Source organism: Halobacterium salinarum DSM 3754, assembly GCF_008124605.1.
Classification (GTDB): Archaea; Halobacteriota; Halobacteria; order Halobacteriales; family Halobacteriaceae; genus Halobacterium; species Halobacterium salinarum.
In genome coordinates this window covers 363,560-388,397 of sequence record NZ_VRYN01000001.1, presented here as the reverse complement: position 1 = coordinate 388,397, position 24,838 = coordinate 363,560, and the positions used below count along the sequence as shown (strand labels likewise).

Annotated in this window: 24 protein-coding genes and 1 tRNA gene; 15 read left to right on the top strand and 10 right to left on the bottom strand. The window is 67.3% G+C overall.

All coding sequences use genetic code 11. The features are described from left to right. Positions 1-753 (bottom strand): endonuclease NucS, encoded by a 753-nt coding sequence (gene nucS / locus APQ99_RS02080; protein WP_010903460.1) that lies wholly within the window; start codon positions 751-753, stop codon positions 1-3. A gap of 130 nt (positions 754-883) precedes the next feature. On the opposite strand from nucS, the gene APQ99_RS02075 reads away from it, so the two are divergent. Beyond that, positions 884-2,494, top strand: coding sequence for a Na+/H+ antiporter NhaC family protein (locus APQ99_RS02075; RefSeq protein ID WP_010903459.1), 1,611 nt, complete (start codon positions 884-886; stop codon positions 2,492-2,494). On the opposite strand, the gene rnhB is transcribed toward APQ99_RS02075, so the two are convergent. Together rnhB and APQ99_RS02065 are read right to left on the bottom strand one after the other, a co-directional pair. Further along, positions 2,491-3,129 carry a ribonuclease HII gene (gene rnhB, locus APQ99_RS02070; RefSeq protein WP_010903458.1) on the bottom strand — a complete coding sequence of 213 codons (639 nt, stop codon included), beginning with the start codon at positions 3,127-3,129 and terminating at the stop codon, positions 2,491-2,493. The two genes, APQ99_RS02075 and rnhB, sit on opposite strands and share 4 nt — an antisense overlap. Position 3,130: 1 nt before the next feature. Continuing rightward, positions 3,131-4,408 (bottom strand): tRNA pseudouridine(54/55) synthase Pus10, encoded by a 1,278-nt coding sequence (locus tag APQ99_RS02065; RefSeq protein ID WP_010903457.1) that lies wholly within the window; start codon positions 4,406-4,408, stop codon positions 3,131-3,133. 181 nt (positions 4,409-4,589) lie between these two features. Between APQ99_RS02065 and APQ99_RS02060 the strand changes: the two genes are divergently transcribed. From APQ99_RS02060 to APQ99_RS02050, 3 genes are all read left to right on the top strand, one after another. Further along, the gene (locus APQ99_RS02060; protein ID WP_012289413.1) at positions 4,590-5,813 is read left to right on the top strand and encodes a hypothetical protein; all 1,224 of its coding nucleotides are present in this window, start codon (positions 4,590-4,592) and stop codon (positions 5,811-5,813) included. A 217-nt stretch (positions 5,814-6,030) separates the two neighbouring features. After that, complete coding sequence (gene trmY, locus APQ99_RS02055) at positions 6,031-6,621, top strand: tRNA (pseudouridine(54)-N(1))-methyltransferase TrmY (RefSeq protein ID WP_010903455.1); 591 nt, start codon at positions 6,031-6,033, stop codon at positions 6,619-6,621. Between the two features lie 84 nt (positions 6,622-6,705). Continuing rightward, positions 6,706-6,778 (top strand) — tRNA-Pro (locus tag APQ99_RS02050). A gap of 761 nt (positions 6,779-7,539) precedes the next feature. On the opposite strand, the gene APQ99_RS02045 is transcribed toward APQ99_RS02050, so the two are convergent. The 4 genes from APQ99_RS02045 to APQ99_RS02030 all read right to left on the bottom strand — a co-directional run bounded on the left by APQ99_RS02045 (position 7,540) and on the right by APQ99_RS02030 (position 9,875). After that, the gene (locus APQ99_RS02045; RefSeq protein ID WP_010903454.1) at positions 7,540-7,959 is read right to left on the bottom strand and encodes a hypothetical protein; all 420 of its coding nucleotides are present in this window, start codon (positions 7,957-7,959) and stop codon (positions 7,540-7,542) included. Positions 7,960-7,972: 13 nt separating this feature from the next. Next, entirely contained in the window at positions 7,973-8,884 is a 912-nt protein-coding gene (locus tag APQ99_RS02040) for an ATP-binding protein (RefSeq protein ID WP_010903453.1), read from the bottom strand. 80 nt (positions 8,885-8,964) lie between these two features. Further along, positions 8,965-9,198 carry a hypothetical protein gene (locus tag APQ99_RS02035; protein WP_010903452.1) on the bottom strand — a complete coding sequence of 78 codons (234 nt, stop codon included), beginning with the start codon at positions 9,196-9,198 and terminating at the stop codon, positions 8,965-8,967. 155 nt (positions 9,199-9,353) lie between these two features. Further along, on the bottom strand, positions 9,354-9,875 hold the full coding sequence (locus tag APQ99_RS02030) for a type IV pilin (RefSeq protein WP_010903451.1): 522 nt from the start codon (positions 9,873-9,875) through the stop codon (positions 9,354-9,356). 224 nt (positions 9,876-10,099) lie between these two features. On the opposite strand from APQ99_RS02030, the gene APQ99_RS02025 reads away from it, so the two are divergent. Further along, positions 10,100-10,579: a hypothetical protein gene (locus APQ99_RS02025; RefSeq protein WP_227970885.1), complete on the top strand. Its 480-nt coding sequence runs from the start codon at positions 10,100-10,102 to the stop codon at positions 10,577-10,579. Between the two features lie 44 nt (positions 10,580-10,623). Here the strand turns inward: APQ99_RS02025 and APQ99_RS02020 are convergent, their stop codons facing one another. Genes APQ99_RS02020 through glpA form a run of 3 tightly spaced genes read right to left on the bottom strand, consistent with a single transcriptional unit; the run spans position 10,624 to position 14,999 of the window. Beyond that, entirely contained in the window at positions 10,624-12,021 is a 1,398-nt protein-coding gene (locus APQ99_RS02020) for an anaerobic glycerol-3-phosphate dehydrogenase subunit C (protein ID WP_010903449.1), read from the bottom strand. After that, entirely contained in the window at positions 12,014-13,297 is a 1,284-nt protein-coding gene (glpB, locus tag APQ99_RS02015; RefSeq protein WP_010903448.1) for a glycerol-3-phosphate dehydrogenase subunit GlpB, read from the bottom strand. The genes APQ99_RS02020 and glpB overlap by 8 nt, the downstream gene beginning before the upstream one ends. Further along, positions 13,287-14,999: an anaerobic glycerol-3-phosphate dehydrogenase subunit GlpA gene (glpA, locus tag APQ99_RS02010; RefSeq protein WP_010903447.1), complete on the bottom strand. Its 1,713-nt coding sequence runs from the start codon at positions 14,997-14,999 to the stop codon at positions 13,287-13,289. Before glpA ends, glpB begins: the two co-directional genes overlap by 11 nt. A gap of 220 nt (positions 15,000-15,219) precedes the next feature. Between glpA and glpK the strand changes: the two genes are divergently transcribed. The 10 genes from glpK to APQ99_RS01965 all read left to right on the top strand — a co-directional run bounded on the left by glpK (position 15,220) and on the right by APQ99_RS01965 (position 24,687). Then, positions 15,220-16,752, top strand: coding sequence for a glycerol kinase GlpK (glpK, locus tag APQ99_RS02005; RefSeq protein WP_010903446.1), 1,533 nt, complete (start codon positions 15,220-15,222; stop codon positions 16,750-16,752). 2 nt (positions 16,753-16,754) lie between these two features. Then, positions 16,755-17,804 carry a hypothetical protein gene (locus APQ99_RS02000; RefSeq protein ID WP_010903445.1) on the top strand — a complete coding sequence of 350 codons (1,050 nt, stop codon included), beginning with the start codon at positions 16,755-16,757 and terminating at the stop codon, positions 17,802-17,804. 76 nt (positions 17,805-17,880) lie between these two features. Next, positions 17,881-19,053, top strand: coding sequence for an AAA family ATPase (locus APQ99_RS01995; RefSeq protein WP_010903444.1), 1,173 nt, complete (start codon positions 17,881-17,883; stop codon positions 19,051-19,053). Positions 19,054-19,114: 61 nt separating this feature from the next. Next, entirely contained in the window at positions 19,115-19,654 is a 540-nt protein-coding gene (locus APQ99_RS01990) for an AAA family ATPase (RefSeq protein WP_010903443.1), read from the top strand. 46 nt (positions 19,655-19,700) lie between these two features. Then, positions 19,701-20,243 carry an NUDIX hydrolase gene (locus APQ99_RS01985; protein ID WP_010903441.1) on the top strand — a complete coding sequence of 181 codons (543 nt, stop codon included), beginning with the start codon at positions 19,701-19,703 and terminating at the stop codon, positions 20,241-20,243. A 31-nt stretch (positions 20,244-20,274) separates the two neighbouring features. Continuing rightward, positions 20,275-20,445: a hypothetical protein gene (locus APQ99_RS12485; protein WP_010903440.1), complete on the top strand. Its 171-nt coding sequence runs from the start codon at positions 20,275-20,277 to the stop codon at positions 20,443-20,445. A gap of 46 nt (positions 20,446-20,491) precedes the next feature. Continuing rightward, entirely contained in the window at positions 20,492-21,967 is a 1,476-nt protein-coding gene (gene tgtA / locus APQ99_RS01980; protein ID WP_010903439.1) for a tRNA guanosine(15) transglycosylase TgtA, read from the top strand. A 63-nt stretch (positions 21,968-22,030) separates the two neighbouring features. After that, the gene (gene arcS / locus APQ99_RS01975) at positions 22,031-23,788 is read left to right on the top strand and encodes an archaeosine synthase subunit alpha (protein WP_010903438.1); all 1,758 of its coding nucleotides are present in this window, start codon (positions 22,031-22,033) and stop codon (positions 23,786-23,788) included. A 154-nt stretch (positions 23,789-23,942) separates the two neighbouring features. After that, positions 23,943-24,230 carry a hypothetical protein gene (locus tag APQ99_RS12730; protein ID WP_049892528.1) on the top strand — a complete coding sequence of 96 codons (288 nt, stop codon included), beginning with the start codon at positions 23,943-23,945 and terminating at the stop codon, positions 24,228-24,230. Positions 24,231-24,405: 175 nt separating this feature from the next. After that, positions 24,406-24,687, top strand: a complete 282-nt coding sequence (locus APQ99_RS01965; protein ID WP_010903436.1) for a hypothetical protein — start codon at positions 24,406-24,408, stop codon at positions 24,685-24,687. Positions 24,688-24,838 lie beyond the last annotated feature (151 nt).

Here is a 24,838-nt window from a genome sequence, read left to right as displayed (position 1 = left end):
TCAGAAGTCCGTGAGCTTCGCCTCGGTCGCACCCTTCGCGTCCAGGCCGAACTCGGCGAGCGCCACGAACTCCAGGCCGTTGTCCCGGAGCGCCCGGGTCACCCGCTCGGACGCCGACGGCGCGACCAGCATCCCGCGCACGTCATCGTTCGTCTCCGCGTAGCGGTCGACGTAGCGCTTGAGCTGGTCGAAGTGGTTCAGCGTCGCCTGGATGCGTTTGACCTCGATCACGACCGGCGTGCCGTCCCCGTCAACGGCGTAGAAATCGATGAACCCGTATTTGGTTTCGCGCTCGTGCTCGACGATGCGCAGCCCCGCTTCGAGGGCGTCGGGGTTGGCCTCGATGTACTCGTGCATCTCCGCCTCGGTTCCGGACTCCTCGTAGGTCGCGCCGTCCTCGGCGTCGAACCGCGTGACACCGTAGACCTCATGCAGCCTGGTTTCGACGCGCTCGGTGGGGTTACTGCGGCGCGCCAGCAACACCGCGTCGCCCTGGCTGGTGCGCGCCTCGACGGTGCCGCCGCCTGGCATCCAGTTGACGGGCTTGTGGCCCGTGGGCTGATGCACGAGAAACGTGCCGTCGGGTTTCGCGACGAGCAGCCGATCACCGTCGCCGAGATAGCCACTCGTCCGCCCGTTGTATTCGACCTCGCAGCGGGCTTGCACGCTCAGCACTGCGCCGTTCCGGAACGCCGCGTTGGCCGCGTCGACGAACGCCGCCGGCGTCGGCGCGGACACTCTCTCGACTGTCATTCTATGGGTGTGCAGGCCACCGCGATGGTTAAACGCCCGACTTCCCGGTGGTTCCTGTCGGCGCTCCGTCGTGTGTGAACCGCGCCGGTGCGAAGCTGGGTTTAAGTCTCTGGGACAGAATGCAGGCGGTATGTCGGAGTTCGGCGTCCTCTCCGTTGTCCCGCCGTTACTTGCAATCGCGCTGGCGATCATCACGCGGAAAGCCATTCTCTCGCTGTTCCTCGGCGTGTGGTCGGGGGGGATCATCTACACAGGCGGCCTCGGCATCCAGCAGACGTTCAGCTGGGTCGTCCGGTCGATCTCCCAAGTCGAACCCAACGCCGAGGGGTCGGTGTTCCACGCCCAGATCATCGTGTTCACGCTGCTGCTTGGCTCATCGGTCGCGATGATCTGGCGCCTCGGCGGCTCGCACGCCGTCCGCGACTGGGCGCTCACGCACATCGACAGCAAGCGCTCGGCGGGCGTCGTCGCGTGGCTGCTGGGCGTGCTGTTGTTCTTCGACGACTACGCCAACACCGCCATCGTCGGCTCCACGATGAAAGACGTCTCCGACCACCTCGGCCTCTCCCGCGAGAAGCTGTCGTACGTCGTCGACTCCACCGCCGCGCCCGTGGCGACACTCGGCATCTCCTCGTGGGTCGCGTTCCAGCTCTCCATGATCGAGAAGGGCTACGAGACCGCCGGCGTGTCCGCCGCCAGCCGCCCACAGAACTTCGAGATCTTCCTGCAGGCCATCCCGTTCAACATGTACTCGATTCTCGCCGTGGTGATGGTGGCGATCATCGTGCTTTCGCGCCGCGACTACGGGGCAATGCTGACCGCCGAACACCGCGCGACGACAACCGGCGCGGTCACCAGCGAGGACGCGACCCCGATGCAGGACGTCAAGGGCGAACTCGGGGAGCCCAGCGCGGAAAACCCCTCGCTGGTCTCTTTTTTCGTCCCGGTCGCCGTCCTCATCGCCGTCACAATCGCCACCGCACTGTACACCGGCTACGGACCCGACACGACCCTCTACGACATGGTCGTGGGCGCGGACTACGCAGTGGCGCTCATCGTCGGCTCGTTCGCGATGGTCATCTCGACGTACGTCCTCGGCCTGACGTACGGGATCCTCTCACTGGGTGAGAGCGTCGACACGACCGTCGACGGCTTCGGCATCATGCTCACGGCCGTGACGATCCTCGTGTTGGCGTGGTCGATCGGCAACGTCGTCGACGCGCTCGGCACTGCAAGGTACGTCAGCGGCATCGCAAAGCTGTTCCTCACGCCGGCGCTGCTGCCGGTTGTCGTGATGTTCACCGCCGCGTTCGTCGCGTTCTCTACGGGCAGCTCGTGGGGGACGATGAGCATCGTCACCCCCATCGCCGTGCCGGTCGCGTGGAACCTCGCCGGCACCCACACCATGGTGTCCGCGGTCGTCGGTGTGGTGTTCTCGGGCGCCATCTTCGGCGACCACGCCTCCCCGATCTCCGACACAACCGTGCTGTCGGCGACGTTCACCGGCGCGGACCTCATCGACCACGTGCGCACGCAGCTGTACTACGCCGGCACGGTCATCGCCGTCACCGCGGTGCTGCTCGCCGTCTGGGGGGTCACCCGGATCACGCCGTGGGCGTTGCTGCCCGTCGGCGCGCTCGCGCTCGTTGTCCTCGTCTACGCCCTCTCGGAGCTCGACGCCAGACGCCGCGACATCAGCCCCGTCCAGTCGGGCTCCCCCAGCGCAGACCCCGACGACTAAAACTCGTCCAGCGCGGACTGCTCGGCCGCCCCGAGCGCGTCGCGACTGGTCTGCCAGCTCGCGCGCGCGCACTCCGGGAGTTCGCCGTGCTCGCGGACGTACGCCGCCAGGAACTCCCGCGTCGTCGAGTCGCTGGGGTATCCGGACCCGATGTCCGCGTCGAACGCCGCGGCGAGCGCGTCGACGTGGGCGTCCCGCGCGACTTTCGCGACGATGCTCGCCGCCGCCACCAGATCGTACTCGTCGTCGGCCCCGTGTTCGGCGGTCACCGCCACGTCGGCCGCGACCCGGTTGGCCACCCGGCGGCCGAACCGCTGTTCGTTCACGTCGCCGGCGTCAACGTACCCCGCCATGCCGTCGGCCACCACCCGCCCGAGCGCGTCCGCCTGGGCCGCCACGGTGAGCGTGTTCATGTCCGTCTCCGGGTCGTCGATGCGGTCGACGGGCACCTCCGCGACACCCACCCGCATCGACGCCCGAACGCGGTCGTCGAGCTCCGCCCGGCGGTCGGCGCTGAGGCGCTTCGAATCCGCGACCCCGTCCGGAACGGCGGCCGGGTCGCCGGCCACCGCCGCCGCGAACATCGACCCGAGAACCGGCCCTTTCCCCGCCTCGTCGACGCCGAACCGCGCCATCTCAGGGGAGATGCTCGGTGTCCTCGAAGGCCTCGGTCTCGCCCGCTACAGCGACCACGTCGAGCGCCGTCACCACGGCCCCGACGCCGAGCAGGCCCGCGAGACTCGGATTCGTCCGGCCGTCGTCGCTGGACACAAGTTCCTTGATGTAGAGCCCGCCCTCACCCTCGATTTCGACGGTGGCGTGCGTGTCGTCCTCGCGGTCGGCCGTGATGTCGTAGACATCGCGCTCGCGGACGAGATGCGCGCGCCGGTGGTCGACGCGGTTCGGCGTCTCCTGCTCGATGGTCGCGCCGTCGAGTTCGTCGATCGCGTCCCGGAGGTCGTCGTCGCCCACCGGCGCGTCGAACTCCACGTCAGCCCGGTAGCGCTTGCGGGCGTCGAGTTCCTTCACGCGCTCGACCATCTCGTAGCCCGCGACCGCGACGCCCTCGACCTCGGCTTTGCCGTCCGCGAAGTCGTTGATCGCGTCCGCCAGCGCGTCGGCGTCCGGGTGGCGGTCCTGTGGCTCCGCGACCTCGATGACGAACGGCCGCCCCGTCCCCAGCATCAACGCGTCGATGTCCTCGCGGCCCGCGCCGTGGAACGACGCCTCCGTGCCGCCCATCGCGTCGACGACCGGCGGCGCGGTGAGCTGCTCGACGCTCTCCGGGTAGAGAAAGCCCGTGCCGTCGCAGTGCGGGCACGGCGAATCCACGAGCGTCCCGCTGCCGTTGCAGTCCGAGCACGGCCATTTCGTCTGGGGGATCCCGCGTTCGAGTTTGCGGTACCGGCCGTAGACGAACGCCGAGTTCACCGTCACGTCGACGGTTTCGGCTTCGACGTCGATCACGGCGAGCACGTCCGGCCGCCCGAAGTCCACCTCGGTGCCCGTGCGATCGCCGACGCGCTTCCCGACCTCGCGGTTGCACTCGGATTTGAACGGCTCGCCGGCGTCCTCAGCCAGCCCGGCGAGGTCCCGCAGCATCGCCTCGTTCTCCTCGACCAGCGGCGGCGCCTGCGTCCCCACCTGGTAGGTGTCAAACGACGCGTCCGCGACGGCGTCGACCACGAGGTCCGCGAACTCGTCGAACCGCCCGGACGCCCCTTCGCACACCCAGCACGGCTCCTCGGGCTCCTCGTAGGGCTCGTCGTCGGCAAGCGCCACGGCGGTCCGCAGCGCCCGCCCGCGCTCGGCGTTCGACAGCCCGAAACTCCGTTCCGCGAAACACCGCCCCAGGCAGGCGTCACACACCGGGGTTTCCGCCAGCACCGCGCGTGCATCCTCCAGGATGGTCATGGACGTTTCGTAGGCGGCCGGTGGTACGTACTCTTCGGTCCGCGGCCACACGACCCCCGCGGCCGGCGGGAGGCGACCGCTCCCGGCGGCGCGCCGCCGGCCACACGCGCCGGACCGCGCCCGGGCGAACCCTGCGCTGCAATGAGTAGACTCAAGAGAACCCTCCCGGAACTACCCTCGGATGCGACGCGGGACAGCCGGGCTCGTCGGCGTCGTTCTCGCGCTGAACGCGACCCTGGTCGTCGGGGCGCTGTTCTCGGAGCGCGCACTCACGATCGCGGTGGTGTTCGCGCTCGACGCGGTCGCCGGCATCGCCCGCCTCCTCTACGAACGGCTCGCGGCCGAACGGGCGTCGACAGCGCCGCCCGCGATGACGCCGCTCCGGTTCCTCGAACCGCTGTACGAGATGGTGGCGGACAAACGCGGGAGTGTCCGAGTCGCGGCCCGGTTTCCGTCGGTGTCACCGCGGAACCTCCCGTACGTCGTCGACCAGTGGGTCGTCTGCTTCGCCGTGTTCTCCGTGGTCGTGCTCGCGTGGACCGCGCTGGAGCCGTTCGAGGGCGGGCTCGGGCCGACACTGCTTCCGGCCGTCCTCCTCGTCGCGGCGAAACACGACCGCATCGTGCAGACGTGGGCTGCGGCCGGCCGGTATGCGACCGCGTCGGCGCGAACCGTCCGGCCGAGCCGCGACATCGTCTACAGCACTGTCGTCGCCTGCGTCGCCGTCTGGTCGCTCTCCAGGACGCCCTCGGACCCCGCGCAGGTGACCGCGGCCACGGCGCTGTTCTGCCTCCCGAAGTTCGCCTTCGAGTGCCGCGAGTGCGGGGTCGGCCCGTGGCCGTTGACCTTCGACCCCGCGGGCGGCGCGACACTCGACCCGCTCTCGATCCCGGACGGACCGCCGCGCGCGACCGTCCAGAACGACCGCGGCGTCGTCCGCGCGTGGGCGGTCCACGACGCCCTCTCGTACGCCGTCCTCTTCGCCACCTCGTTGACCGGATTCCTCGGGACTGTCGCGGTTCTCGGCTCCGGGTCGCTGCGCGTCACGCTGTGGGCGGTCGCGATAGCGCTCCTCGCGGCGCCGCCGGTCGCCGTCCTCACCGTGGTCGCCGTGGTCTGGCTGGGGCACGCCAACGAGGAGTACCGGGTCTACGACGACGCGCTGGTCGCCTACGACTCGCTGCTCGACGAGCCGCAATGGGTCGTCCCGGTCGAGGACATCAGTTCGGTCTCGGTCGGCGACGACCCGCTCGGCTGGACGATCCTGGGCCTCGTCCACGTGCTCCCGTTCGAGACGTATCCCGTCGTCGTCGAACGCGAGGGCGGCGACGACGTCCGCCTCAGCGCGCTCGCCGACCCGGCGGCGCTCGCCAGTGCCGTCCGAGCAAGTCCGCGCTCCCGCTAGCCGTCACGGGGCGTCCGCGTGGCCGCTCGCTCGCGGGCACCCGGGCGCGAACAACCGGCGCGTCGAGAGCAGCCCGTCCCGCCTCATCTCGTCGGCGCAGTCGGCCGGCGGACACATCGGGCTCACCGAGGACTGCACGCGCCGAGGCGGTCGGAGTGGTTCGCCGCCCAGTCCCGAACCCGATGCACGTAAGCCACCCACGCCCGACTACCCACGCATGAGACAGTTCGTCGTCCTCGGGCACGACGCCCCGACGACTCCCGACTTCCCGCTCGACGACCTGCCGGGCGCTGCCGGCCGGCTCGACGTCCTCTGTCGGTGCGTGAGTGCGGCGCTGTTCGTCTCGCATGGCATCCGCGACGACGTCGAGGTGTTCCTCGTCCTCGGCGACGAGGTGACGGTCCGCATCGACGCCGGGGCGGTCCAGTACATGCATCCCGACGAGCGCAACGTCGCCGGACTGCTGAAGCAAGCCCTCGACGCGAAAACCGAGGCCATCGGCCACCAGGAGGCGTCGTCGTCGCCGGGCATCCACGTCTCGAAGCGCGGCTTCGAGGCCGTGCTGGACGCCGTCTCGGGGCCCGTCGTGGCGCTACACGAGGACGGCGACGCGCTCGCCGCCGTCGACCCCCTTGCGGATCCCGTGTTCGTGCTGTCGGATCACCGCGATTTCACCGCCGCCGAGGCCAGCCTGCTCGCGGACGCCAGCGACCACCGCGTGCGCGTCGGCCCGACGGTGTTGCACGCCGACCACGCCATCACGGTCGCGCACAACCACCTCGACACCGCCGGGTTCGACGCGTACTGACGGCGACGGCCACGGCAGCCGGCGGGTCACGCCTGCTCCCCGATCCGGAACCGTTAAATCCACAACGGCCATTCTCTCACGTGCGGGCCGGTGGGGTAGCTTGGTATCCTTCGGCCTTCGGGTGGCCGTAACCGCGATTCGAATTCGCGCCGGCCCACTACACACTTACCCCGTTTCCCGCATTTTCAAACACTTAGCGGCCGCTTTGTAGGGTGTTGGGCGTGACGCTCCGGGTTGAGGAGCGTCCATGGACAACCCTGCGGGCAGTCGACGAACCCGGCCATGGCATGGACAGTGAAGAGCCTTGAATCACTGGACGGCGGTCTGGTGTCCACGTGCCCGTGTCCATACACCCCCTGCGGACTAGTATACGAAGACAGACTACCGGACCTGAAGGCGTCTGTTCGCGGTAGGGACGTCCTCAGATGACCAAATCGAGGGCGTATCTCTTCGAAGAGCCTCGCGGAGTCGGGAATCTGATTTCAAGCGGGTGCCGTAAAACTGGCAGACAGCGTAGGGGTGTACAGATGAAAGTGCAACCAACCCCCTTTACATACAGCCCATCGCGTGGAGACTCGCGCCCGATGGGCCGCGTGCGGCCGGGACCGCCCCGAGCATGTATACAATACGCGTAGCGCGAAGCCGCGCTCGTACACACGACCCGCGAGAAGCGGGTGATTTTGAGTTACTGGATGGGGTGAAACGCCCGGGATTCGGGACGATCTCCCCAGTCACGTCGGCCTCGACCAGCTCGTTGAGACTGCGAGTGCGGAATTATGCACACGAGGTTCGCGCCCTCGTGTGCATACCTCGGAATCGAATCCTGAGAGCGTGAAACCTCATGGGGGATCCGTGTTATTCTATGTGGGAGTGGCTAGCTTCAATTTAGATATTAAAAACTAGGGGTTTATCGGAAAGTCAACCGCTCAGACCCAATCCATCTCTCACCTCTTGACGGTCGGAATTAGCCAGCTCAACATCATCTTTCGAGTCAATATCTATCCCTTGGACGGTGTTCGAAAGTCTGATGAGAGATTTTTCCGCTGATTCGATTTCTTCCTCTGATGGTAATATGTATGGGAGGTGGAATATAGGCCGTGGTAGTTCGTCTCGTATCGCGTGCAACTTTGCCGCATCTGTCCTCAGCTCCGTCTTTGCTTCAGATATTTGGCTGACTTCAGGAGACCCAGGGTTACCAATTACATCCCCGTACTTCACTAAGTCTTTAGATATCTTCAATCGGGTGTTCCTGAACCCTCTGATTGGGCTAATCAGGTACTCGTTCAATAGCGCACCAAAGAATCCCGAAATGATTGCGACCAATATCTGAATTATCATTTTACCACCTATTTCATCGTCTGCCCGGATGTGAAATCTGTGTTTGGTCTTCGAGCATTTCGAACAACTCAATTAAGCGCTCGGTTTTTGATTTCAGATTCTCTTGAATATGTTCGTTCAAATCTCCATACCTTCTAAAGGAAACTCTCCCCATATTCCTAGTGCCTTCTTCAAATAATCGCTTCAATGACGCAATTTCATCTAATATCTCCATTACTCGCACGACTATACTTTCCGTATCTTCATTGGTGAATAGATAGGTATTTCGCTGCAGGGCGTTTCTGATACCCGACTCATCAACCGCACTTAGCGGAGGGACATTTGATAGATCTGGCAGGCCCTCTATCTGGTCTTTGTATACGGAGCGTAATCGAGCTATCTCAACCTCTAAACTTCGTATCGCTTGTTGGCGTCTGTCTGCCTCAATAAACATTGATTCAATCTGTTCTCTACTCATGGGGTGCTTTTGGTCATTAATCCGAACATAGAAAGATGAGTCAGATGTGGAAATCGGTTTTCTCTCTGCTTCGTAAACTCTGACCGCTACAAGTATCCTTCCTGAATCAGATGAAAACGGCTGTAAGGGATTTGAGACCTCTATTTTCGGGACTGGGGTGCAGTCCTTGATATATGGTGTGACATGTCTCCCAATCTCGTTTTCGGGCTCCTCAATTGGATTATATTCAATATCGTCTGACATGCCGAATAGAATAACCCCACCACTTGCGTTCGCAAAGGCCGCAAATTCTCGCTCAATGTCTTTTCTCCACTCCGATTTCGAAGGCTCTGGTTCTCTGTGGTCCGGATACCTGAGATATTGTTTGTATTCGAGATATTGGTCCTCAGCCACGCTATGTTCAACCAACCCCTCTAAGGTTTCCACATCCCACTCATCTACGGAGCTAGGATAGAGTCGTTCTTGCATACCGATGATCGCCGCTGTTTGAAAATAAGTTCTAGGGTGCGTCTTACTTCGGACTAGCCCCGGGCAGAGGAGGCTCTGGTTTACTCTTCAAGCTCGTTTGGATCGACTTCCCCAGATAGAAAGCCACGACCGAGGTCGCTGAGAGAGTAGATCCCGTCTCCTTCACGCTTGAATAGTCCTGCTTCTGCAAGTGCTTTCAGCCGTCTACCAGTATACTGGCGGTCATAATCGATATTCGCGGCGACAATCTTTGGCGAAGCCTGAATGTCGTGATCTTCGTAGAATTCGAGGATGTGGTAGTCGATGGGGAACATCCAAGCGACGTGCCGTGACGACAGCCAGTAACTACGCTTCCAAGAGAACAGCCATTGAGACGCCGGCGCAGTCGATCATGCTCAATTCCCGCCAGCCCATTTCTCCCCACAGTCGTCGCTCACTCGCCGGCCGCCGCTTCGTTGGCTCCACCCGCCTACGAGGCGGTCAGCGTGTCCTCGATCACAACCGTCTCCGACGGCGTGTGCACCACCCGGACCGTGATAGTGTCGCCGCTGTCGAGCGAGCAGTCCCGGTTTGCGATCCGGAACGTGGCCGTCTCGCCGGGCCGCCAGACGCCGTCCGTGTTCGCGTCGAACGCCCCGCCGTCCGGGCTGTAGAAATCGAACAGCTTGTCGCCGTCGTACGTGCTTGGGCCCAGCGTGCTCGTGGGCAGGTCCACGATCCGGGCCCGCTTCCCGCAGGCGGCAGTCGCATCCACGACGACGTCGAGGTCGGACACCGCCACATCGTCGCCCGCGATGTGGGTGAGTCGAACGATCTGATCGCCGCCGCCGGCCGTGTCCCGGACGAGTTCGCCGCTCGTCTGCCCGATCAGCGGCGCGGGACTGCTGATGGTGTCCGTGGACCCGAGGGTGAACACCGCGACTGTCCCTGCAAGGACCACCACGACGGCGACCATGAGAACGACCGCCGTGACTGACGTGGCTGCTCGCATTGGTGGGCTCGTGATAGTATTCGTTGTGACCGTGTGAATGCGTTTCGCTCCGCTCAGGCCCTGTTTATGCCATGCTCAGACACCACATACGAGATGTTCCCCTTGCGGACACGTCGATTATTGCCCCATCGCCAGTGAAACCCACAGACCAGTATGTTAGACACCCAACAGAATTTATTTACTATCCCGAAATGAATCATGATTTGCAGGTGGCTAGTGAACACATGGACCGACGAACGTACATCGCCACGGTTGGATCGGCAGTCACAGGAGCGACCATACTATCCGGGACGGCCATTGCAGGGTCCGACGACGGAGATGATCCGGACGTGCGGTTTGGCGACGTCGAGGATCCGCCAAATGACGTGTACGAGGTCGGCGACACGGTAACGGTAACCGCGGACATAGAGAACTACGAGGACGAATCGAAGACGGTGTACGTCGGCTACTCGGTTTACAACGACGGGTTCTACGAGAACGGCCAGCGCACGGACGTGGCCGTCAGCGTCGACGCCAATGACACCGTCTCCCAGGATCTCGAATGGCCTGTTTCCAGCGACGCGCCACCGGGTGACTACGGCTACCTCCTGAAGATCTGGGACGACAGGCTGAACAACGGCGCACCCGACGAGGCACTCAAAAACGGCCTGGACAAGTACGACAAAACCGGCGAAGAAGTGTTCAAAGTCGAACCGTATATCTAGCACCGCTGCCCGGACCGGACACGCCGGCTCCTGCTGGTGGGCCGTCAGTCGACGAGCGCGGCCTCCAGCAGCTCCAGGGGGTGGCGCACCTCGTAGCCCGTGCCGTGCTCCATCTGCATCGCACACGTCGGGCACTCCGTGAGTCCGGTGTCGCCCTCCGCGGACTCCATGTGATCGAACATGTCGTCGCCGATCTCCATGGAGGTCTCGTATTTCTCTTCTTTCCAGCCGTAGGTGCCCGAGATCCCCGAACACGAGTCGCCCACGTCGTCGATGCCGACGCCGTCGAGGTCGCCGAACAGCTCCACCGCCTGGCGGTCTAGGCCCTGGCTGCGGGCGTGGCAGGGGGCGTGGTACGCGAACTCGTCGGCGAGCTCGCCGTCGATGTCGGCCGACTGCACGGTCTCCCGGAGGGGTTCGTGGATGCGCAGGTATTCGACGGCCTCGAAGGTGTTCGACGCCACCGTTTCGATGCCGTCGATGTCGAACAGTTCGGGGTACTCCTGTCGGAGCGCCATCGAACACGACGTACACGAGGCGATGGCGTCGTAGCCCTCCTCGATGAGGTCGCTCATCGAGGACACCGTGATGTCGGCGTGGCGGCGGGCGTCGTCGAGCATGCCGTTGGCGAACATCGGGGTGCCCGAACAGCCCTGTTTGGGGACGACGATCTCGTAGCCGAAATGCTCGTAGACGCGCACCATCGCCTGCCCGACCTCGGGGGTGTTGTAGTTGGCGTAGCAGCCATGGAAGTACGCCACCTTCTTGTCGGCGTCCACGGGCTCGCCGCGTTCACGTCGGCGGGCTTGCGCGCGCTCCTTGGAGGCGGCCGCGCCGCCCCGCGCCTGCCACCACTCCCGGAAGGTCTCGGTCGCGAACGCGGGGAACTCGCGTTCGCTGGTCACGCCCAGCGTCTTCTCCATCACCCAGCGCGCCGGCCCGAAGTTCATCGCGGCGTTCGCGAGCCGCGGGAGCGTGCTGGCGATGCGCGCCGACGTGCGGTAGTTCGCGAGGATGCGGTTGCGCCAGTATTTCAGCGAGCGCTTGGACATCTGGTCGTCGACGTACTCGCCGCGCGCGGTGTTGTGCATCTGTGACAGCGACACGCCCGACGGACAGGCCGAGTCACACCGCATGCAGTTCGAACACTCGGTGATGGAGTCGTCGATCTCGTGGTCCTCGTCGTCGGACTGCTCTTTGAGCCGCCACTGCTCGGGGCCCTGGAACTTCGGGCCGGGGAAGTCGTCGTCGACCTCCGCGACCGGGCAGTTGGTGTCACACGTCGAGCACTTATAACAGGAGTCCGACTCGGGGCGCAGGTCGAAGTCGTCGGTGTCGTCGTGGAGCGCCACCGGGTCGAACTTCTCGCCCACGTTCGGTGTGGCTGGCTCGAAGCGATTCTCCGCGGTGGTCGTCGTGGAATCGGATTCTGAGTCACTCATCGTGGATCGCCTCCGCTGCCGCCGTTCCGGCCGCGTACCCCGTTGCGATGGAGACGCCGCTGCCGGAGTGCTCCGCTGCGAAGTTGTAGCCGCCAAGCACTGCGCCCGCCGCCCGCAGGTTCGCGTGGGCGGCGGCACCGTCGTCGTCGCGTGGCCGCAGTGTGTCGTCGGTCCGCACGCCGAACTGCGCGAACGCGTGGTCGCCGAACGCGTCGTCGTCGAACCACGCGTACCGGTCGTCGCTGTGCGCGATCCGGCAGTCGAAGATCGGTTCGTAGACCGCGTCCCGGTCGGAGTCGATGCCTTTCCCCACGAGCCCGCCGGTCGCGAGCACGTACTCGTCGGCGCTGTTCGGGATGCGCGCGCCGTTTTTCTCCACGTACACGGTCTCGACGCCGCCGGCGGTCGTGTCGGCGTCCACCACGGGGTTGCCGGTTTCGATGCGCACGCCCGCCGCCTCCAGCGCGCCGAACAGGTGATCGGACAGCCGCAACCCGGGCAGCGACGGCGGTCCCATCGGCACCTCGAACACCGCAGCCCCCAGGTGGTCCGCGAGCGCGTCTCGGACGCCCGCGGGATCGTCGTCGCCCAGCACCGCCGGGAAGCCGACGCGGTCGGCGTCGGCGGCCGCGTCGGCGACCCGTGTGGCAAGCGCCAGGCGGAGCGGGCGCTCGGTGCCGTCCACCGACACCTGGGGGTTCGCGTCCAGCAGCCCCGCGTACCGGGTGACCTTCGCGCCCGCCCGGAGGTCGCCCGGGAACGGCACGGTCACACCGCGCACGTCGAAGGGGACGCCCGCCGATTCGAGGTGGGCGGCCGCGTGGTCCGCGTTGAAATCCGGCAGCGTCTCGAAGCCGACCAGCAGCGTGTCCCGGTCGTCGCTCGCCAGCCCGGCGGCGGCGCTGGCGGGATAGCGCGCGGTCGGCTTCACGGTGCCGCCGTGGGTCGGCACCAGCGCGTTGGCGTCGGTGTGGTGCCCCTGGTAGCGCGGCGCGTGCGCGTCGAAAAACGCCATCGCGTCGCGCACCGTGTCGACGCCGACGGTCCGATACGGGTGGGCGTCGGGCAGCGACGGGATGGCGTCGAAGGGGTCGACCACGGGACCGTCCCCGCTGGGCGTGTAGCCGAGCACGTCGACGAGCCCGCTGGCGTTCCGGAGCGTGCTCTGTTTGTACGACACCAGTCGGGTGTCCGCGCCCGCGTCGGCGGCCGCCAGCGCGCTCGTGATGCCGGCCAGCCCGCCGCCGATCACGAGCACCTCGGATTCAATTGCCATGCGCGCCCTCCGGGCCGCCGTCGGCCGCCAGCGGCCCCGCGTCGAACGCCGTGAAGTCGATCTCAGTGTCCGCGTCGGCCGGGTCGTGGCCGCGGTTCTGCGTGGTCGCGTGCAGCGCGTAGCTCAACATCGCCTGGGAGAGCTGGTCGCCCCAGAGGGCGTGGCGCTGGCCGCGCCACCGCTCGGCGAGCAGTTCGTCCCAGGACGCCCGCACGGTGGCGTCGTCGTAGCCGGCGGTGTGGAGTTCGTTCGCCAGGCGGTGCGCGCAGAACCCGCCCTGGCAGTTCCCCATGGTCGCCCGCGTGCGGATCCGCACCGCGTTCAAGTCTGTCCCGGACTGCTCGATGGCGTCCTGGATTTCCGCCCGCGTGACCGCCTCGCAGGCACAGATCGTGGGGTTGGGGTCGTCCGTGTCAAGCACGCTGCCGGCCCGCGAGCCGAGGCGGTCGACGCTGCGCTGGGCGACCGGCGACCGCAGCCCGAACTCCGTCATGTAGTCGTCGAGCGCGGTGTTGTCGGCGCTCCCGGGGAGCGCGACGTCCGCGGTCCGACAGTCCGCGGTGACGCCGAGGCGCTCGCAGACGTGGTCGGTGATCTCCTCGGCCATCATCCGGTAGGTCGTGAGCTTCCCCCCGACGATGGTCGTCATCCCGGGCAGGTCGTCGCGGTCGTCGTGCGCGAGCAGGAAGTAGTCCCGCGTGATGTCCGTGGGGTCGTCGCTGTCGACGTCCGGGGGCTCGTACAGCGGCCGCACGCCCCAGAACGACCGCACCGTGCGGGCGTCGTCGAGCATCGGAATGAGCTCCGCCAACTCGTCGATCACCATGTCGACCTCCCACTGCTGTTCGGGGTAGTCCTCGGGGTCGGCGACCTCCTCGTCGGTCGTCCCCAGGATGCAGGTGGTCTCGTGGGGCACCACGATGTCGGCGTCGCCTTTCGGCCGGCACCGGTTGACCACGGTGTCGACCTGTCGCGTGTTCATCACGGTCATCACGCCCTTCGACGGACGGACCTCGACGTCAACGCCCGCCATCTCACCGAGGCGGCCCGCCCACGCGCCGGCGGCGTTCACGACGTGGTCGGCGCGGATCACCTCGGTGCCGCCCTCGGTGCCGTGCACGCGCTTGCCCGCGCCGGTCGCGTGTTCGACTTCCACGCCGACCACCGCGCCGTCCTCCACGACGACGTCCGTGACCGTCGAGTGTGTCTCGATGCGCGCGCCGTGCTCCTGGGCGCTCGCGGCGTTTGCGACCACCAGGCGGAACGGGTCGATCGCGGCGTCGGGCACCCAGATGGCCTTCTCGACGTCGTCGGCCAGGTGTGGCTCCAGCTGCCGGGCTTCCGCCCCGGAGAGCACCTTCGTGGGAATGTCGCAGGCCTCACAGCCCGCGAGTTTCTCCTGGAAGTACTGCTCGCTGTCCTCGGGCCGTTTCACGAACAACCCGCCTGTCTCGTCAACGCAGTGCGTTGCGATCTCTCTGAGCACGCGGTTCTCGATGATACACTCGCGCGCGCTGGCCTGGTCGCTGACTGCGTACCGGCCCCCTGAGTGGAGGAGGCCGTGCATCCGGCCAGTCGTGCCATGCGTGAGGTTGCCCTGCTCGACGAGCGTGACCCCAAGGCCACGCATCGCGAGGTCGCGGGCGACGCCGGCCCCGGTCGACCCACCCCCAACGACAACCACGTGCGGTTCCTGCGCCATACGACGCCTTACACGGCGACCGCCTTTACCTCATCGAAGGTCCCGCAGCGACGCGTAAACAATCGGGTCGTGTCGGCGGTCGGGGCATTCCGTCCGGCGTGAAAGGACACATTCAGGGCTCTTCGCGGAGTTTCAGGGATTTTTATTACGGGTTATGATATTGTGTACCGGTAACGCGGTCTTGACGGTAAGACAACCGCGCAACGAGGTTGACACAGCTATGACAGACGCATACGTCGGCGCGATCGACCAAGGGACGACAGGCACGCGGTTCATCGTATTCGACCAACACGGCGACGTGGTCGCGAACACCTACGAGAAACACGAACAGCACTACCCCGAACCCGGCTGGGTCGAACACGACCCCCTGGAGATCTGGGAGAACACGAAAAGCGTCGTCACGGCGGGGCTCTCGGCCGCCGGGCTGGACGCCGATGACCTCGCCGCGATCGGCATCACGAACCAGCGCGAGACCACCGTAGTCTGGGACGCCGCAAGCGGCCGCCCGATCCACAACGCCCTCGTCTGGCAGGACCGACGCACCACCAGCCGCGTCGAATCCCTGGAGGAAAACGGCAAGATCGAGCGCATCCGCGAGAAAACCGGCCTGGAGGCGGACGCCTACTTCTCGGCCACGAAAACCGAGTGGCTGCTCGACGAAGCCGAGCCGCTGAAGCTCTCCTCGGCGCGCGCCAGCAGCCTCCGGGATCGCGCCCGCGACGGCGAGTTGCTCATGGGCACCATCGACTCCTGGCTCATCTACAACCTCACCGGCGAACACATCACGGACGTGTCGAACGCCTCCCGGACGATGTTGTACAACATCACCGACCTGGAGTGGGACGACTGGCTGCTGGAGGAGTTCGACATCCCCCGGGAGATGCTGCCGGAAGTACGGCCGTCCTCTGACGAGGCCGTCTACGGGCACACCGACCCCGACGGCTTCCTCGGCGCGGCAGTTCCCGTCACGGCCGCGCTGGGCGACCAGCAGGCGGCCCTCTTCGGGCAGACGTGTTTCGACGCCGGCGACGCCAAGAACACGTACGGCACCGGCTCGTTCTACCTCATGAACACCGGCGAGGACGCCGTCTCCTCCGAGCACGGCCTGCTCACGACGATCGGGTTCCAGCTCTCCGGGGAGCCCGTCCAGTACGCCCTCGAGGGGTCGATCTTCGTCACGGGCGCGGCGATCGAGTGGCTCGAAGACGTCGACCTCATCAACAACGCCGCCCAGACCGCGGAACTCGCCAGCTCCGTCGACACCACCGACGGCGTCTACATGGTGCCCGCGTTCACCGGGCTGGGCGCGCCACACTGGGACGGCCGCGCCCGCGGCACCCTCGTCGGCATGACGCGGGGCACGCGGAAAGCCCACATCGTTCGGGCGACCCTCGAATCGATCGCCTACCAGACCCGCGACATCGCGGCGGCGATGGAGGCCGACTCCGGGGTGTCCACCACGACGCTGCGCGTCGACGGCGGCGCGGTCAAGAACAACTTCCTCTGCCAGCTGCAGTCGGACATCATCCAGACCGACCTCGCGCGCCCGGAGGTCGACGAGACCACCGCGCTCGGGGCGGCCTACGCGGCCGGCCTGGCGGTCGGCTACTGGGACAGCCTGGACGACCTCCGGGAGAACTGGCGTGTCGACCGGTCGTTCGAGCCGGAGATGGACCCCAGCGAGGCCGACAGCAAGTACGGCCGCTGGGAGGACGCCGTTGATCGCTCGCTGGCGTGGGCCACGGAGGACTGACGATGCCGGGACTCACTCTCGCCACGCTCCCCGTCGTCGACATGGCCCCCGAACCGTTCGCCGTCCTCCTGCTGACGGCGCTTGCCGGGGGCGCGTTCGGCGCGGCCATCGGCGCGCTGCCCTCGTTCATCTTCACGGGATTCGTCGTCCTCATCGGCGAATCGCTCACACTGCTCCCGGGCGACCTGCCCGTGAGCCTCACCAACGCCATCGGGTTCGGGCCGATCGTCGGCCCCCACATCGCGTTCGCGGGCGGCGTCGCCGCCTCCGCGTACGCCGGCACGCGATACCCCGAGCTCGCGCCCGACGGCTGGGACTACCACTTCGGGAAGAACATCCAGTACGCGTTCGGCACCAAACCCGACGTGCTGGCGGTTGGCGCGGTCTTCGGCGCGCTCGGCATGCTGATCGCCAAAGTCGTCACGGCGCTCGGCATCCCCACGGACAACATCGCCGTGGCCGTCGTGGCGACCGCCCTGATCGCCCGACCAGTGTTCGGCTACCCGATCGTCGGCTCGCCGTCCGGCTCCGGCCTCCTCGACATGGGACCGTTCGAGCGCGACGAGCCACACCCGGCGGCGGACGGCGGCGCCGCCGAACACGCCGGCCGCCCCGCCACGGAGCCCTGGCTCCCCCAGCAGTACACGTGGACCGGCGTCACGCTCATCGGCGCGATCTTCGGCGTGCTCGCGGGGTTCCTCTGGCTGCAAACGGACAGCGTCTTCCTCGGGTACGGCCTCTCGGCCGCGAGCCTGGTTTTCCTGCAGTTCGACGTGCCCAACTTCCCGGTCACACACCACATCACGCTGCTGGGCGCTGTCGGCGGCGTGCTCGGGTTCAGCGTCTTCGCAAGCCCCCTGCTGGCGGTCGTCGCCGCCGGCTGCTTCGGCGTCCTGAGCGCGCTCGTCGGCGAGTGTGGCGAACGCATCCTCTACTCGCATTCCGGCACCCACGTCGACCCGCCCGCGATGGCGATCGCCACCCTGATGTTGGTGATCGGCGGAGCCTTCCAGCTCGGACTGCTGCCGACCAGCAGCTACCTCGGCCTGTAACGCCCGCGTTGCTGTCGCCGCCCGCCGTTTAGGCGGGGCAGCCACACCACTCACCGCGACACAACCCCACTACAGCATGGACCTTGACGCGAGAATCACGCGCCGCCAGCGCCGCAGCACCGACGCCGCACTCATCACCGACTTCGAGCCGCTCTCGCCGGTCGCCCACATCACCGAGCCCTCCGACCGTGGCCCCGCCTTCGAGCGCCTGCTCGACCACTTCAGCCCCGCCTTCGACGGCGCGCTCCCGCCGAACGCCTACCTCCACGGGCCGCCCGGCGCGGGCAAATCGGCGGTCGTGTCCGCGCTGTTCGCGCGGCTCGCGCGCCACGCCACCGGGGACGCGGTCATCCACACGAGCACGCGCGCCGGCACCCCACAGCCGTCCACCCCGGCGTCGGCGATGCCGGCGTTCGTCTACGTCGATCGCCGGACCGCCACCACCCCGTTCGCGTTCTCCCACGCCGTCCTCGACGCGCTGGTGTCGGAGTCGGTGCCGACCCACGGCGTGAGCACGGCCGCGATCCGGGACCGACTCGCCGACGCGGTTGCCGCCCACCCAACGGGAGTCGTGGTCGCCGTCGACCACACCACGACCGCCGCCCCCGTGGCCGAACTGCTGACCGCCCTCCCGGATCGCGCCCGGTGGCTCGCGGTCGGGCGATCCGAGCCGTCCGACGCCGCGCTGACCGCCCACACCGATCGCGACCTCCGCATCGACGCCTACCAGCGCCAGACGCTCGTCGGGGTCGTGACCACGCGGGCGTCCCTGGCCCTCGGCCAGCACGCGTTCACCCAACAGCACGCGCGCCGCATCGCCGCCTGGAGCGACGGCAACGCCCACGACGCGCTGGCGGCGCTGGCCGTCGCCGCCCACGCCGCCGACAGCGCCGGCCGCAGCCGGCTCACCGACGCCGACATCGAGGCGGGCATCCAGGACGTGCCTCGCGGCGGCGTCGTTCTCGGGCGTCCGCTCGCGGTTTCGGACGCCAAACAGCGCGTCCTGGCGGCGCTGTTGGACACCGACGCCACCCACGGGTCGGTCACCGAGGCCGCCGACGCGGTCACGGCCACCCCCGGCGTATCGCTGTCCCAGAGCACGGTCACGCGGCTGCTGTACGAGCTGTCCGGCGACGGCATCGTCGAGCGCGTGCGCGCCACCACCACCGATTCGGCCGGCCGCCCCCCGAGCCGTGTTGCGGTCCGGTTCGCGCCGACGGCGTTCCGCCGGCTCCGAGCGCGGGCGTAGCCGCCGGCGCGCCGATTCCACAGGTTCATATTGCCGGCGGGCCGTCTCTCATTCGATTACCGTGAGCGGGACGCCCGTCTCAGACACCAGATCGACGAACGGGGCCGAGCAACGACTCGTGGTCGTGTGCGGGCTGCCAGGCACCGGGAAAACCACCGTCTCCGGACACGCCGCCGAGACCCTCGACGCCGAGTTGCTGCGCACCGACGTCGTCCGCACGGATCTGTTCCCCGAGCCCGACTACACGCCGGCGGAGGTCGCAGCCGTCTACGACGCGCTGCTCGACCGCGCGGGCGCGGCGCTCCGGGACGGCGACTCGGTCGTGCTCGACGGCACGTTCAAGAACCACGCGCGCCGGGCGGCCGCGCGACAGCTGGCCGACAGCGTCGGCGTCCGCTTCGAGCTGGTGAAAGTGGAGTGCACCGAGGCGGTCGTTCGCGACCGCATCCGGGCGCGTTCGGGGGACGAAAGCGACGCGGATTTCGCCATCCACCAGCAGTTCCGCGAGGAGTTCGACCCCATTCCCGGCAACGACCACGGGATCATCGACAACTCCGGCGACCGCGACGCCACGCGCAGCCAACTCGTGGCCCTCCTCTGAGCCCGCCGCGCCAGCCTTTTTCGCTCCCGCCGCCCAACCCGGAGGCATGCCGACCGACGACCTCGCGTGGGAGACGACCGCCACGACGACCGCCTACGACTGCCCGGGGTTCGTGATCCGCCGCGACGAAACCCGGCTGCCCGACGGCACTGAAACCGACTACGACTACCTCCACGACGGCCCGGCGGTGGTGGTGTTGGGGTTCACGCCCGACGGCGACGAGGTGGTGCTCATCGAGGAGTGGCGGCAGGCCGTCGGGCGCGTGAACCGCGCGCTCCCCGCCGGCAGCGTCGAGCCCGGCGAATCCCTCGCGGCCGCCGCCCGCCGGGAGTTCCGCGAGGAAACCGGCTACGAGCCCGCCACGATCGAGCAGTACGCCACCTACGAGCCGGCCAACGGCATCAGCGACGCCGTCCACCACTACTTCCGCGCGACGGACTGTACGCCCACCGCCAGCCAGACCCTGGACGACGACGAGACGATCCGGGTCGACACCGAGCCGTACGACGATCTGGTGGCGGCCGTCCGGGACGACGACATCCGGGACGGCCGCACCGCGCTGGGCGTGCTCCAGCACGAACTCGCGTAGGTTTATTGGGACTGCCGGCCTGCGTGCCGCTATGGGCGTCATCGTCTACGACGATCCGCGTGGGGATGTCACCGAGTGGCCGACCGACGACGACCGACTCCGGTACGACGAAGCCACCGAGCACTGGCTCGTGAAAACCGGCGACGGGACGGTTCGGCGCATCCCCCGGGAGCGCGTGTTCTACGTCGAGCAGGAGTCCTGAGCGCCGAAGGCAAGCCTCAAGCGCGCACGGTCGCTACGCCGGTGCAATGAGAGACGTCTTCGAGGTCGGCGCACAGGACGGCCTCGCGCGCATCGGCGAACTCGACGTACCACGGGCGGGTGTCACCGTCGAGACGCCGACCCTGATGCCGGTCGTCAACCCCAACCTGATCACCGTCGAGCCGTCCCGGTTCGTCGACGAGTTCGGCGCGGAACTGCTCATCACGAACTCCTACATCATCAACAGCGACGACGACCTCCGCGAGCGGGCGCTCGATGAGGGGCTCCACGAGATGCTGGGGTTCGACGGCGCGATCATGACCGACTCGGGGAGCTTCCAGCTCGCGGAGTACGGCGAGATCGACACCGACACCGAGGCCATCCTCCGGTTCCAACACGACATCGGCAGCGACATCGGGACGCCCGTGGACATCCCGACGCCGCCGGACGCCGACCGCGAGCAGGCCGCGGCCGAACTCGAAACCACCCAACAGCGCCTGGAACTCGCCGAAACGGTCGATGTCGGCGACATGCTGGTGAACGCACCTGTCCAGGGGGCTACCCAGCCGGACCTCCGCGAGCAGGCCGGCGCACACGCCTACGGCACGGCCCTCGACCTGTTCCCCGTGGGTGCGGTCGTCCCCCTGATGAACCAGTACCGCTACGACGACATGACCGAGGCCGTGCTCGCCGCCAAGCGCGGACTCGGCCGCGACGCGCCCGTCCACCTCTTCGGCGCGGGCCACCCGATGATGTTCGCGCTCGCCGCCGCGCTGGGCTGTGACCTCTTCGACTCGGCGGCCTACGCCATCTACGCCCGCGACGACCGCTACCTCACCGTATCGGGCACGGAGCACCTCGACGACCTCCACTACTTCCCCTGTGACTGTCCGGTCTGTGCCGAGCACAGCCCCCAGGCCGTCCGGGGGATGGCGGCCGGCGACCGCGAGCGCCTGCTCGCCGAGCACAACCTCCACGTCTCGTTCGGGGAGATCCGCCGGGTCAAGCAGGCGATCAAGTCCGGGACGCTCATGGAGTTGGTCGCCGCGCGCGCCCACGCCCACCCCAGCACGCTGGACGGCTACCGCGCCCTGCTCGACCACAGCGACCAACTCGAAGCCAGCGACCCCGCGAGCAAGGACGCGTTCTTCTACACGGGCGCGGGCAGCGCGCGCCGCCCCGAAGTCCACCGCCACCACCAGCGCCTCGACCGGCTGGACGTCGACGGCGACGACGTCCTGCTGACCGAGGGCGACAGCAACCACCGCTACGACGAGTCCTGGAACGTCCTGCCGCCGTTCGGCCCGTACCCCTCGGCGCTCGCCACCACCTACCCGCTGACCGCCGAAACGCCCGCCCGGATGGATCGCGCGGGCTACGAGGCGGCCGCCGAAGGCGTGTGCCGGCTCGCCGAGGCCAACCCCGACACCGCGTTCACGCTCGCCCACGACGACTGGCCCGAGAGCGCGCTCGAAGCGGTGCCACAGCGCGTTTCGCTGTACAACGCCGTGCGCGGCGAGTAGACCCGCCACCTGCGGTGTCGGCGAAAGGCAAGGCAATTGAGCGCGCGCCCCCCACAGCGCAGTATGACTGAGTACTTCGAGATCCACGAGCGCGACGCCGCCGCGCGCGTGGGCGAACTCCGGCTCTCGGAGCCCGTGACGACACCGACGCTCACGGACGACGTGATCGCGGACGCGGGCAGCCGGTGGACACAGCCCCGAGAGACGCCCGAGGGCGACGACGCCGCGCTGACAGTGCTCCCCCACCGCGGGTTCCCGTCGGGCACCGCCGACGACGTACAGGCGTCGTTCGCCCCCGACTACCCGGACGTTGCGTTCCCGAGCGCGGCCGTCGTGTCGCCGTCGACGGCCGCGGACTTCGGTGCCGACGCCTACGTGCTGTCGGGCGCGCCCGGCATCGTCGGGCACGGGTCGGCGTTCGCGGACGCCATCGTCGAGGCCCGCGCCGCGATCCCGGACGACACCGCGCTCTCCCTGTCGGGGGTCGCCACGCCCCGGAACGTCGCCATGCTCGTCTACGCCGGCGTCGACCTCGTGAACGCCGACCGCGCCGTGGTCCGCGGGACGCAGGGGCGCTATCTCACCACCGAGGGGGCCTACGACCTCGCCGACCTCGACGAGCTGCCGTGCTCGTGTCCCGCCTGCCAGCAGCCGGCCGCCGACTTCGACCGGACCGACTGCGTCGACCACAACGTGAACGCCCTCGAAGCCGAGCTGGCGCGGGTCCGCCGCCGCATCCGGGACGGCCGCCTGCGGGACTACGTCGAGGGGCAGGCCCGCCACACGGCGTGGCTCACGGCCGCGATGCGCGAGCTCGACCAGCAGTACGGCTACGTCGAACAGCGGACGCCGACGTTCCGGGACTCGCTGCTGTTGTCCTCGACCCAGGACGCGTTGCACCGCGTGGAGATCCAGCGGTTCGCCGACCGCGTCACCAGCCGGTACCGCAAGCGCCTGGACGGCCACCCGCTGTTGCTCGTGCCGTGCTCGGCGCGGAAACCCTACAGCGACTCCCAGAGCCACCGCCAGTTCCAGGACGCCGCCAGCTACCGCGCGCACGTGGCGTCGATCACGTCGCCCATCGGCGTCGTCCCCCAGGAACTCGAACTCACGTATCCCGCCCAGCATTACGACTCCGTGGTGACGGGGCGCTGGAGCGCCGAGGAGAAGGACTTCGTCGCGCGCGTGCTCCGCCGGTACCTCGAACGCACGGATTACTCCCGCGTGATCGCGCACGTCCCGCCGGAGGGCTACCGCGACATCTGCGAGCGCGTCGCCGGCGACGTCGACGTGCCCTTCGAGTTCACCGTCGCGGACCATCCCACGACCGACGAGAGCCTCGGCGAACTGAACGCCGCCCTCGCCGGCGAGGACAAGATCTGGGTCCAGGAGCGCGAGGCGGCCACGCTGAAGGCGGTCGCGGACTACTATCTGGGCGACGGCGCGGGCGACGCGGTGTTCGCGGACATCGAGGTGCAGGGCCGGTATCCCAAGCTGCAGGCGCTGGACGCCGACACCGGCGACCAGCTCGCAGCGCTCGTCCCCGAGTACGGCTCGCTGTCGTTCACGCTGGCGGGTGCCCGCCAGTGGGTCGCCAGCGACGCGCCCACCAAGCGCGTCGAGATCGACGGCTTCGTGCCCCAGGGTAGCGTGCTCGCGCCCGGGGTGATCGACGCCAGCGACGACATCCGGGTCGGCGACGAAGTCGTCATCGAGGGGCCGGCCGCGTTCGCCGTCGGGCGCGCACGGATGCCCGGGCCGGCGATGGCCGACGCCACCCGCGGCATGGCGGTGCAGGTCCGGCACTGCGTCGAACGATAACACCCCGTCGTTGGATCCGCTGAGCCGGCGGTCTCCGGTCACGTTTTCGCGGGGTCGTGGTGCTGTCTCGCACTCGTATCACAACACCGAAAGAAATTTCACTCATATCAGTAGCTTAAAGTTACTCATTCGCCATTAGCACATAGGTTACATAATGGTTAACGGGAACACGGTCCACGAACCGACAGGCAGTACCGCCGGACAGACAGCCGACATCGAGGATCCGACGTGGGTAGTGGTCAAGTCGTTGTTGGAGACGAACACCGCCACCACGAACGCGCTCGAAACGGTCATGCTGTACGCGGCGACGGATCGCATCGACGACCTCCCTGCCGACGCACTCGCGGCGCACCTCGATGACCTCATCGAGACCCAGCGCCGCACGATCACCGAACTGGAGCTCGCGAGGGACGCGATCAGCGAGCTGAACGCCGAGCAGTAACGCCCGCCAGACCCCACTGCCGACCGCCCTGCCCTGATCGCCGCCGTCGGCGACTGCGTGCCGTCGTGCACCGACACCGGTGTACGCCCGAACCAGTCGTTGCCACCCATGGCATATACTACCAGTACACGACAATATCCTAGCATATATCAGATCCGGCCGTGAGGTAGCAGCCATGAAACTCGCAGTACCGACGGATTTCGACATTCTCGACGCGCTCTCCGACGGAAAACGCAACAACGCCGTCAACCTCTCGCATATCCTCGACAAGAACAGGGCGTACATCAACACCCGGCTGCCCATCCTCACCGACTACGGCCTGGTCGAGCGCATCGGTCCCGCCCCGAAAAGCGGGCTGTACGCGATCACGGCGAAAGGACAGGCGGCGCTGACCCACCGGGACGCCTACGAGAACGACGACGACTTCGAGGCGCGCGTCGAAGCCACCGTCGCGTAACCCCGCCTCGTTTTCGGCCCGCACGCTGTCCTGCTGCGGTGCTGTGTTTCGATACCGCCCGTCGGTTCCGCTGTTCCGTGCTCCGTAACTAATTTAACGGCAACTGGTATATACTGACAGTATATGTGGGTAGTTGGCAGCACCGCCGCAT

Coding starts and splice junctions, on each gene's coding strand:
- nucS (WP_010903460.1), bottom strand. CDS start 753: ATGACAGTCGAGAGAGTGTCCGCGCCGACGCCGGCGGCGTTCGTCGAC.
- APQ99_RS12485 (WP_010903440.1), top strand. CDS start 20,275: ATGGGCGTCATCGTCTACGACGATCCGCGTGGGGATGTCACCGAGTGG.
- APQ99_RS02000 (WP_010903445.1), top strand. CDS start 16,755: ATGCCGGGACTCACTCTCGCCACGCTCCCCGTCGTCGACATGGCCCCC.
- APQ99_RS02025 (WP_227970885.1), top strand. CDS start 10,100: ATGGACCGACGAACGTACATCGCCACGGTTGGATCGGCAGTCACAGGA.
- APQ99_RS01985 (WP_010903441.1), top strand. CDS start 19,701: ATGCCGACCGACGACCTCGCGTGGGAGACGACCGCCACGACGACCGCC.
- APQ99_RS01965 (WP_010903436.1), top strand. CDS start 24,406: ATGAAACTCGCAGTACCGACGGATTTCGACATTCTCGACGCGCTCTCC.
- APQ99_RS02045 (WP_010903454.1), bottom strand. CDS start 7,959: ATGATAATTCAGATATTGGTCGCAATCATTTCGGGATTCTTTGGTGCG.
- arcS (WP_010903438.1), top strand. CDS start 22,031: ATGACTGAGTACTTCGAGATCCACGAGCGCGACGCCGCCGCGCGCGTG.
- APQ99_RS02060 (WP_012289413.1), top strand. CDS start 4,590: ATGCGACGCGGGACAGCCGGGCTCGTCGGCGTCGTTCTCGCGCTGAAC.
- glpA (WP_010903447.1), bottom strand. CDS start 14,999: ATGGCGCAGGAACCGCACGTGGTTGTCGTTGGGGGTGGGTCGACCGGG.
- glpK (WP_010903446.1), top strand. CDS start 15,220: ATGACAGACGCATACGTCGGCGCGATCGACCAAGGGACGACAGGCACG.
- APQ99_RS02030 (WP_010903451.1), bottom strand. CDS start 9,875: ATGCGAGCAGCCACGTCAGTCACGGCGGTCGTTCTCATGGTCGCCGTC.
- APQ99_RS02075 (WP_010903459.1), top strand. CDS start 884: ATGTCGGAGTTCGGCGTCCTCTCCGTTGTCCCGCCGTTACTTGCAATC.
- trmY (WP_010903455.1), top strand. CDS start 6,031: ATGAGACAGTTCGTCGTCCTCGGGCACGACGCCCCGACGACTCCCGAC.
- rnhB (WP_010903458.1), bottom strand. CDS start 3,129: ATGGCGCGGTTCGGCGTCGACGAGGCGGGGAAAGGGCCGGTTCTCGGG.
- glpB (WP_010903448.1), bottom strand. CDS start 13,297: ATGGCAATTGAATCCGAGGTGCTCGTGATCGGCGGCGGGCTGGCCGGC.
- APQ99_RS02035 (WP_010903452.1), bottom strand. CDS start 9,198: ATGTTCCCCATCGACTACCACATCCTCGAATTCTACGAAGATCACGAC.
- APQ99_RS02040 (WP_010903453.1), bottom strand. CDS start 8,884: ATGCAAGAACGACTCTATCCTAGCTCCGTAGATGAGTGGGATGTGGAA.
- tgtA (WP_010903439.1), top strand. CDS start 20,492: ATGAGAGACGTCTTCGAGGTCGGCGCACAGGACGGCCTCGCGCGCATC.
- APQ99_RS02020 (WP_010903449.1), bottom strand. CDS start 12,021: ATGAGTGACTCAGAATCCGATTCCACGACGACCACCGCGGAGAATCGC.
- APQ99_RS12730 (WP_049892528.1), top strand. CDS start 23,943: ATGGTTAACGGGAACACGGTCCACGAACCGACAGGCAGTACCGCCGGA.
- APQ99_RS02065 (WP_010903457.1), bottom strand. CDS start 4,408: ATGACCATCCTGGAGGATGCACGCGCGGTGCTGGCGGAAACCCCGGTG.
- APQ99_RS01995 (WP_010903444.1), top strand. CDS start 17,881: ATGGACCTTGACGCGAGAATCACGCGCCGCCAGCGCCGCAGCACCGAC.